Genomic DNA, 9,900 nt, shown 5'->3' on the forward strand with positions numbered 1-9,900 from the left:
TAGGGAACGAAGAGGGGCTTATTTTGCCTGTTTCTGGGCTGCCATGGCCTGAAGTTCCGGTTTGAATTCCTCGACCAGTTTCTTCTCGGCCTTAGCGCCTTTCGACAGGGCGTTGTAGATGATCTCCGCCATCTCGTAGCGGGTCATCGTGCGCTCACCATGGAATTTGCCATCGGCATAGCCCTGAACGATGTCATTGCCAGCGAGGCGCGACACTGCTTCATATGCCCAGTGGTTGGCCGGAACATCCGGGAAATCCTTGGACATGCTCGGATTGAGGACCGAGAGCAGGGCATCCATGCGAGCCGTGAGGTTATCCACCTTGGAACGAAGGTCATTGTTCTCCGCAAGAGCTGCCTTGAGTTTCTTATCCTTCTCATGGTTGCCGCCCTTGCCGAGGCGGAGAGATACACCGCCGCCGACCATATTTTCATCGTTGCCGAAGGTCGTCGAGAGGTTGAACATGACATCCTCATTCGGGCGATAGAACGCGCCGACTGCTGCTGCTGTCTCCCCTTTATAGTTGCCGACTGCGGCCGCTACATTCCACTTCGAATCCTCATCGAACTCCAGCGGATGCAGGTTGGCCATAGCGGCTGCATTCGCACCGACTTTGTCGATACGGCTGTCCATCTTATCGACGCGGTTTTCAACATTCGTGACGCGGTTCTCGACGCCATCCACACGGTTCTCCACAGTCGAAACCCTCTGGTTCGTGCTATAGAGCTGGCTGCCATTGACAGCATCCGTGCTCGCCGCGGAAAGATCGCCGGCGGCGACATTCGTGACTTTCTGGTTATTGGCGTTAATGCCATTCGCATCGATGTAAGTCGTGTCACCGACTTTGTAGGAACTTGCCGTGACAGAGCCAGTCACCGCAGCATTGCCGCCAACCGTGAGGTCTTTCTCCATCGTGACAATATCCTTGAAGGTTGCAGGACCGTCGAACGTAGACGTGCTCGTAACATAGAGCGTATCCGTCTTCGTGCCGCCCGTGACATCAAGACCGCCCTTCGTGACCGTCACCTTGTCGTTAAAGGTCGAAGTGCCGTCAACCTCCAGCGTCTTCTCCATCTTGACCGTGTCTTTGAACGTCGATTTGCTGTTGACTGTCAAAGTCGTGTCTGCGCCTTCCTTACCAAGCGTCGTGTTGCCATCGACCGCAGCATTGCCGTGGACACCGAGGTCCTTGAGAACATCTGCATAATCCATCGTGGCCTGACCGGTCGTCAGCGTATTGCCGGAAATTACCGTATTCGAAGCCGAACCTTCTTTAACAGCTGTGTTGTGATCCGTGTTCTCGAAGGTCGTGCCGCTGTCATTGGTAGTAATCGTGGTCTTGCCTACGATATCTTTGATGCTAGTCGTAGCTGTATTTTCGATTTCAGCCGCGCTGTTGGAGAGTTTCTCCGTTGCCGTATTGCTGATATTCTTAGCACTCAGGCTGCTGTCGCCAGTAACCGACGTGCTCTGGTCGCCACCGATAGTGTTGACTTGATTGCCCGTGACTGCGTGGTTTTCGCTGCCGCCAACTTTCGTGCTCAGATCGGACTTGTAATCTTCCGTAACTTTACCTGTAACGGTGGTCTTCATTTCACCGCCGACAGTCGTAGTCAGGTCCTTACCGACTGTGTTGGTCATATTTTCCGCAGCTTTGTTGACAATATTCTTGGCATCATTGGCAATCGTACCATTCTTAGCCGTATTGGTGATATCCGTAGAAGTCTGCTTCACGCTGGTGCTGTTATCACCTTTAGAAACATTCGACTGAACAAAACCATTGTCAGCATCTTTAAGGATATTGACGATGCTGTCACCACTGACCAAGGTATCGTTAAAGGCTCCGGCCGTCTTAGTCGAGGCGCTGAACTTCGTGTCGCTGGCTTTGATGACCTGTACACTCTGGTCGACCGTATTGTTCGTATTGTTGGCCTTCGTGCCATCCGTGATGGAAGAAGCAAGGCTCTTCGCGTCCTGATTGACAACAGTCGTATTTGTGCCATCCGTTACCGACGAAGCAATCTGAGCTGCTTTCTGCAGATTGTTGGACGTATTCGTACCATCCGTGATATTGGTGTTCGTCTGACCCGCGATTGTGTCAATCGTGGTCTTCGTATCACCATTTGTGAGCTGCGATTTCTCCTCACCTGCACCGCGCAGATACGAAGCGGTCTTACCATCTTCCTGACTCATTTCTTCCTGAGTCTGGCTGGAAGTCTGAGTTGAGGTGTTCGTTCCATAATCATTGGAAACTTTGTTGACGATGGAGCTCGCTGCCTCCGTCTCAACATCGAGGGCCTTATTCGTAATCTTGTTCTTCGCCGTATTATTGATGTTTTCAGCGGTCAGGCTGCTGTCGCCGGTGACATTCGTCGTCTGGCTGCCGCCAACCGTCGTACTCATATTGCCCGTCGTGCTGTTCACGATACCGCTTGCATCCCAAGTCGTGTACGTGTCATCACCATAAGCCGTTTCGACTTTATCGTTATTGACGAGAACTTTGTTCGTGCCAACCTGGTTCGTGACGCTGTTCGTACCCGTATTGGTAATGTCCGCGGCGTCATTTGTGATGGCCTTGTCCGCAGCCGTGTTGGCAATGCCATTTTCATTCATGACCGACTTCACAACCGAGCCATCGCCAATCTGCATCGTGACAGACTCACTGGCCGTATTCGTGATAGTCTTCGCGTCATTAGTCAGAGCTTCTGCAGCCTTATTGGAAATATTCTTAGCTTCATTAGTGATAGTACCATTTGCTGCAATGTTGCTGATATTACCATTCGTCGACGTATTCGTGATATTCTCAGAAGCCGTGTTCGTCAGGTTCTTGGCATTGTTGGAAATCGTACCATGCTCAGCCGTATTGACAATATCCGTAGCAGTCTGCGTCGTCGAAGTGGAGTTGTCGCCATTCTTGACTTCACTCGTGATATTATCGACTTTCTGATCGACCTTGGCATATTCCGTATCCGACTTATTGATCTGATTGAGGATTTCGCTGACATTCTGCTTGAACGTGGAGCTCAGACCCTCTTTGTTTGCCAAAATGCTGCTGGATTCCGTAGCCGACTGCGTGGCCGTATTGGTATTTTTATCGGCATCCGTCAGCGTGCTCTGAGACTGCGTTGCGGTCTGCGTGGAGAGATTGCTATTTTTCTCGGAATCAATGGCCTTGGAAGTTACGCCGCTGCCTTCCACAAACATTGTGCTCTTCTTCCAGTTCTTATCTGCATCCGTAGTCGTTGCCCAAGTGGAAGTACCGTTTTCGTCATAGTCGAAGGCACTTTCTTTCTCGCTGCCATCTTTGGTGCTGGTAGCTTTCTTGTAGCCCGTGATTTCACCGGCTGTCACTTTCGTGCTGGCCGTAACGTTGTTATCACCTACGATACCGTTCTTCGTCATGTCGATTTCATCGACGTTGAGTTTTCCTTTAACCGTGAGGTCACCGCCCACTTCAGCGTCACCCGTGGTTTTTAAAGTACCCGTTTCAACACTGCCGGAGGTAATCTTACCGCTGGCAGTAATATCTTTAGCACCCATCAAGCTGCCATTTTTCATGGTCGCTGTGCCATCAGTTACTTCGGCCCCTTTCAGGGTTCCCGTGGCAGTTACGTCTTTTGCCGACACATCGCCGGAGAAAGTACCATCTTTGGCACTGAGGTCGCCGGAGAAAGTGCCGTCCTTGGCACTGAGGTCACCGGAGAGCGTTGCATCTTTCGCCGTGATATCCCCACTAAAGGTTGCGTCTTTGGCGTAAAGATCGCCCTTCGTCTGGATGGTGCCGGTCCCGGCATCCAGGCTGGTTACGGTGGTATTGCCACTGGCGTCTACCGTGAATTTGCCGTTGGCCCCTTTAATTCGACCGTCAGAGCTCATAGCTGCCTTGGCTGCATCAAAGTCATCCCCGCCGGTGTAAACGCCGTTGGCATCCATTACACTGCTGTTGGTACCGACCTTGATGCCCTTTTCGTTCAGGGTAACCTGGTTGTCCTTGCCCTTGTTCAGAATCATTTCACTGGCATCGGTCTTGGACGTCGTGATCGTACCATTCTCATCGATGGTCGTCGTGTTCTTCTGCAGAACGTTTTCGTCATTCAGGCTCAGACCATTATTGACAGCTTCCGTCAGCTTCGTGTCCGCCTCCACGCGGGCTTTCTTTTCCGCAGCGTCAGCAGCATTCAAAGCATTAAAACCATTGGCCATATTGGTATTGATGGTATTGAAGCCATCTGCCATATTCTGATTGACCTGTGCAATAACTTTATCCTGAGCCTTATCCGCACCGATGCGGGCTGCCGTTTCCTTGGCAAGAGCCGTATCGAGCGCCTGTACATTCTGACCTACTTTATTGTTGGCTTTTACAACAGCGCCGTCCTGTACTGAAGCATCATCTTTGCTGACGTAGGTAGCTGCGGCATCCTGCTGCAAATAGTTCTTCACTTCCGTGATACGGTTGTCCAGAGCCGTATCGCTGGCTTTGATTTCATCATGGATAGCATTGGCTTCGTTCGTGATCCGTTCGTTCAGTTCATTGTCTTTCGCTTCACGAGTCTGAGCTTCCGTAGTAAGGTCACCCTGCAGTTTGTTCGTGGTTTCATGGATAGCATTAGCTTCATTCGTGATTTGTTCACTCAAAGCCTTATCCCCATCTTCACGAGCCTTAACTTCCGTATTCAGACCTTCCTGCAATTTGTTTGTAGTTTCATGGATAGCATTGGCCTCATTCGTGATGCGCTCATTCAGCTCATTATCGGCAGCTTTCCGTGCCGTTTCTTCGGATGCTACTTTACGGTAGGTATAAGTTTTCGCTTCATTTACTTTATTGTCCGTTTCAGTCTTGGTATAAACATCAGAAGCATTGGCTTTTGCTGCTACTGCATCTGCATTGGCTTTGACCTGCGTATCGAGAGCGGAAAGGTTAGACCCAACGCTGTTAGTCTGAACTACGTAGTTTTCGGTCTTCGTAGTATCATCATAAACAGCTTCTGCTTCTACTTTCCCTGCTACCGACACATCACCGGTAGAAGTGATATTCCCCGTAGAGATTGAACCGGAAGTCAATTGGCCACGAATTTTCACATCTTTGACGGTCTGGTTTTCATTGGTCCCTACAATCAGGTTCCCATCTTTGGAAACATGCAGGGCCGTGCTGGTCTTCTGATCCGTCATGGCCTGCCTGATGGCATTATCGCCATCTTCACGAGCGGTTGCTTCAGCGGCAAGGCTATGCTGCAGCTGATTTGCGGTTTCAGCATTGGTTTTCACCTGTTCATCGAGAGCATTGATGTTCTGGCCTGCCGTATTACCGGCCGTTACATAGGTGCCGCTGGTCAGGGTATTATCGACGACGCCCTGCATGCCGACGACTTTATTCTTGGCCGTAATATTGGTCTGAGAAACAATTTCCTTACCATTGATAGTGGACTGGGAAGTCAAGGTGCCTTTGACCAGGGCATTGCCATCGACGTTCAGGTTGCCACGACTGTTAAGATTGCCGGCATTGACGGCTCCGCCAATATTGGCATTATGGCCTACTTCGATAGAATTCGTGACTTTTGCAGAACCAGCGGCAAGGTTGTCGTTAACCGTAGTGGTTTTCGTTTTTTCGTCATAGTTAAGACCTGCTGTCTTGTCTGCTGAAATTTTTACAGCATCGGCATTGGCTTTCACTTGAGTATCCAACGTGCTCAAGTTCATGCCAACTGTGGTATTCTGTTTAATATAATTACCTGTTTTCGTAGTGTCATCGTAAACACCATCTGCTTCTACTTTACCATCCTTTACTGTAATATCCCCTGTTGCTGTGATATTACCAGTAGAAACACTGCCAGACTTCAACGCACCGCGAATCGCAATATCTTTGACCTGCTGTTTTTCATTCGTGCCGACAATCAATTTACCATCCGTGGTAACGTGAAGTGCTTTATCGGTTTTTTCGTCTGCCATTTTTTGTTCAATGGCCGCATCCGTTCCGTCTTTTGTATAAACCGTCTGCTCCGCATTGGAAGTATCTTTTACCGTCACTTCCTGCGTTGTCGCCGGAGCTGCCCAAACGGTGCTGTAGTCCACAGGCGCGAGCAGCACGGCGGCGGCCGCGAGGGCGGCGGCGGTTACGCGCACGCCGGTGTGAGCAGCCTTGGTGTTGGCCTTGGCATACTCAGAGACGACGACGTAGCAGTGCTTGGTCTTGCTCCAGATGACTTTAAAGATTCTGTTCATAAATTGCATCCCCTTTCGAATTACTCTTGTCTCGCTATTTAGAAAACACACGTGATTCATAATCGTGCATTAATGGGAAGCGTTGTATTTCCTGCTTCCCGCTTAGGACACTTTAAAAATAGCATAAGAAAAGGCCCCTTGGGGGCCGAGTAACACGAAATGGCGGTTTTTTGTCTTAAAATATCATTAAAACATAATGTTTTAACTTGCTTATGACAAAAAACCGCCCCTTTAGGATGATTTTATTCTTTATCAGCAAAATACGGGATTATCATATTAAGTTTAAATTAAAACAATTCGTTCTAAAGCATTCATGCCAAAAAACCGCCCTTTCAGGACAGTTTGCTCTTCTGCCTCGGAAAAGACGGTATAATGGAATTAAATCAAAACAACGAAACAAGTTGAAAGGTGTGAATGCCATGCTGCATGTTGCGATCTGCGACGACCAGCAGGATCAAATCAAGAAGATCCGCGCGGCGTCCGAAAAATATTTTGCTACAAAAAACGAGACGGTCTCTTATCAGGCCTTTGACAATGCCTCTGCTTTTGTCGATGCCATCGACCAGGGGGCTCTCTTTGATATTGTACTGCTCGATGTCTGCATGCCGGGCCTGCTCGGCACGGAGGTTGCGCGCGAGCTGCGCAGCCATCACAGCCGCGCCGAAATCATCTTCCTGACGACGAGTGATGAATTTGCCGTGGATGCCTTTGCCGTGAAAGCGACGGATTACATTCTGAAGCCCTTTGCACAGAATCAGTTCAACAAGGCCATGGACCGGGCCCTTTCCTTTATCCGGCAGCGCAACAGTGCCAAGGTCATTTTCCGACTGGTCGGCGGCGGCGTGCGCGTCGAGGAAATCGCCAATATCCTCTACTTTGAGAGCCACGGCCATATCCTCAAGACGTATCTCGCCGACGGCTCGACGCTCGAGACGCGCAAGTCGAGTCAGGAGATGAAGGAATACCTCGACAAGATTGCCCCCGGTCAGTTCGCCTCACCGAACAAAGGGTATCTCGTCAATCTCGGTGCCATCCACCTCATCAAGGCCGACTATGTGGAGCTTGCCGGCCACCAAATCCCGCTTGGCAAGCGCAAGTACCGCGACTTTCAGGAGCTTTACTTCCAATTTATGTTTGCCCCGACGATGGACAGCTGACCCCATTCAGCCTTCTTCCTGAACTTCCAGGCTGCTGAGCGGCACCTGCATGTACGTCATGAAAAAGCCGCCCTGCTGCCGGCAGAGAACGCTTGCATCGTATTTATCGCGGAAACGCGCAAGCGACTGCATGCCGATGCCATGCCCCTTGACGTGCGTGACGGGCAGGCCCTCTTCATTCAGGGGCACGGGCGCATCAAAGCGATTTTTTACGAGGATGTTCAGAGACGGCCCCTGACGCAGAGCCAGTACTGTGATGCTGCGCTCCGTTGGTTTCTGTTTCTGGCTTGCAATCAGGGCGTTTTCCACGAGATTTGACAGCACAATGGAGAGATCGCCGCTCGCGGGCAGGTCCTGCGGCAGGTCCACAGAGGCCGTCACGGGAATGCCGAGCTCGCGGGCACGCGAGAGATAGACCGTCAGGGCTGCGTTAATCAGGGTGTTCTGACAGTACTGCGGCAGCTTTGTCTGATTGAATTTTGCGCCGAGCTGCTCGATGTAGTCTGCAAAGCCATCCTGGTCCTTACTGCGGACAAACTGCAGCAGCGTATCGATATGCTGCCTTTTCTCCCGATAAATCACGTCCATTCTCTCTTTGGCTTCTTTTGACATCTTCACATAATGTGCCGCTGACACGAGCTGCTGCTGCAGCTCGTGTTCTTTTTCGTAGAGCTGCAGTTCCTTGTAGACCTCCGTCTGACTGCTGTAGACGCTCACGAGCAGCAGGATGACGACGATAAGCAGGATAAAACGCGGCAGCAGCAGACTAAAGATCATTTCCTGCGAATCAAAAATCGTCAAATACAGGCTTTCGCCGGCAATCAGGACGGGAATGATTGTGACATAACGCCAATACCGGCGTGTTGAGGCTTCTTCGAAATGCTCGAAGAAGTGATTGAAGAAATAGAGCAAAAACGGGAAAAAGATCAAGATTCCTATCCCATAACACACGATATGCCAGAAAAAATAGTCCGAAATCGGCTGGCCCGGGAAAACGGTCAGGAGAAAGGCTCGTGAAAACGTGTAGACAATGCCCGCAATCATGGCGCGGAAGGCCAGAATGAAGATATGGGCACTCCAGAATTTCTTCGTGTAATACAGGCAGAGTAAGAGCTGCGGAACCCAGGAGAGATATCCCAGCGAAAAATACGCGGCAGCCAGCGAAGAAAACGGCTTGTTCATCAGCACGAGCGTAAAAGTGCCGACTTCCAGAATCAGAAGAATCCCCCAGATGACGGTGATCTTTTTCTGCTGTTTTGTGCTCAGGAATCTGCGAAAAGGCAGAAAATGCAGCAGGGCCAGAGGCTGCAGCACGGCAATAAAGAGAATATTTGTTCCGATAAGGGCCCAGATATCATTTATGGCATTCACGCTTTTCTACCTCTTTTCGCATCATCAAAAGATGTTTCTCCGCATCCTCATAATGGCCGCTCTCGACGAGCTCAGCGAGAAGGCGCAACTGATGGCGGCTGTCATGGCGGAGAATGGAAAGTTTCTGCTGCTCATCACGCAGGGCCGTGGCATAATTATTGATATTCTCCAGCTCGTCCTGCATCTTCACCGTCCGCTCTTTCGTCCACATCATCAGCTTAATCTGACGAAAACCGCTCTGAATGACGATAATCAGGAAGATGCCGACAATCACGAGCATGCTGCGGCTCAGCAGCGTGTAAATATGAATAGCCGGCAGATAGAGCAGCTGCGGGTCCAGATTGAAGTAGCCCATACTGCCATGATAATACGTGAGCAGCAGCGGCACGGGGCCAAGATAATTCCAGAAGGCCATTTTCGGCTGACGCAGCTGCTCACGCGTAAAGATCCTGCCAAAAACACGCAGGATGAACGGCATGCCGATGAGAAACAGCAGCAGGTAAAGGGCAAAATACGGCAGCCAGCGGTCGTAATACCAATTCTCCGGCCAGGAAAGCTTGAAAATCTCTATGGTCAGGGTGTGGATGAAGAGCATGTAGATGGACTGCAGCCCGAGTACAAAGATATGGCGGAACCAGTATGGCCGTATCGTGAACATCAGCAATAGGACATAAGGAAGATAAAGAAATTGATAGAGTCCCTGAAACGTCCCTTTCTTAAAAAGGAGCGTTTCTGTGGCAAACAGCGTGCCCAGTATACCGAACTCCAAAAGGAAGATGGCAAGATGCCCTGCAAGCAGGATGCGGCGCTGCTTTTTCGTCACAATCGGACGAAACGGATAATAACGCAGATAGGCCGACGGCAGCAGCGAAATACAGAATAAGAATATCGTAGCTAGAATATAAGACGTCGAGCCGTGCAAAGCAATTCACCTTCTCTGTCATCAATGTCATCAATCGGATAATATCGTGCACGAATTTTCGCGGCACAATTTAAATTACAGTCTGTTTCGGTAATTATTATCGCTAATTTTCGCTGTGTTGTCAATTTTATGCATCATTTACCCGGGATTCATGCAAAATACACCAAGAACAAAAAAGGGGCTGTGAAAAAACAGCCTTCATAAACAAAGGCGGTCCGCAGACTCGAATGA

The 9,900-nt window shown here is 50.1% G+C and carries 4 protein-coding genes; 1 reads left to right on the forward strand and 3 read right to left on the reverse strand.

The window, feature by feature from the left end; all coding sequences use genetic code 11:
* Positions 1-18: 18 nt before the first annotated feature.
* A complete protein-coding gene (locus ACI4OH_RS11185; RefSeq protein WP_439784743.1) occupies positions 19-6,219 on the reverse strand; it encodes an ESPR-type extended signal peptide-containing protein in 6,201 nt (2,066 codons plus the stop codon).
* Positions 6,220-6,638: 419 nt separating this feature from the next.
* On the opposite strand from ACI4OH_RS11185, the gene ACI4OH_RS11190 reads away from it, so the two are divergent.
* Positions 6,639-7,376 (forward strand): LytR/AlgR family response regulator transcription factor, encoded by a 738-nt coding sequence (locus ACI4OH_RS11190; RefSeq protein ID WP_432647607.1) that lies wholly within the window; start codon positions 6,639-6,641, stop codon positions 7,374-7,376.
* A 6-nt stretch (positions 7,377-7,382) separates the two neighbouring features.
* Here the strand turns inward: ACI4OH_RS11190 and ACI4OH_RS11195 are convergent, their stop codons facing one another.
* The gene (locus ACI4OH_RS11195; protein ID WP_435720953.1) at positions 7,383-8,747 is read right to left on the reverse strand and encodes a GHKL domain-containing protein; all 1,365 of its coding nucleotides are present in this window, start codon (positions 8,745-8,747) and stop codon (positions 7,383-7,385) included.
* Positions 8,731-9,669: a hypothetical protein gene (locus ACI4OH_RS11200; RefSeq protein WP_435720954.1), complete on the reverse strand. Its 939-nt coding sequence runs from the start codon at positions 9,667-9,669 to the stop codon at positions 8,731-8,733. Before ACI4OH_RS11200 ends, ACI4OH_RS11195 begins: the two co-directional genes overlap by 17 nt.
* Positions 9,670-9,900 lie beyond the last annotated feature (231 nt).

Source organism: Mitsuokella apri (genome assembly GCF_051886055.1).
Taxonomy (GTDB): domain Bacteria; phylum Bacillota; class Negativicutes; order Selenomonadales; family Selenomonadaceae; genus Mitsuokella.

Excerpts from the sequence above, each read along its gene's own strand:
- ACI4OH_RS11185 (WP_439784743.1), bottom strand. The coding sequence starts at position 6,219 with ATGAACAGAATCTTTAAAGTCATCTGGAGCAAGACCAAGCACTGCTAC.
- ACI4OH_RS11190 (WP_432647607.1), top strand. The coding sequence starts at position 6,639 with ATGCTGCATGTTGCGATCTGCGACGACCAGCAGGATCAAATCAAGAAG.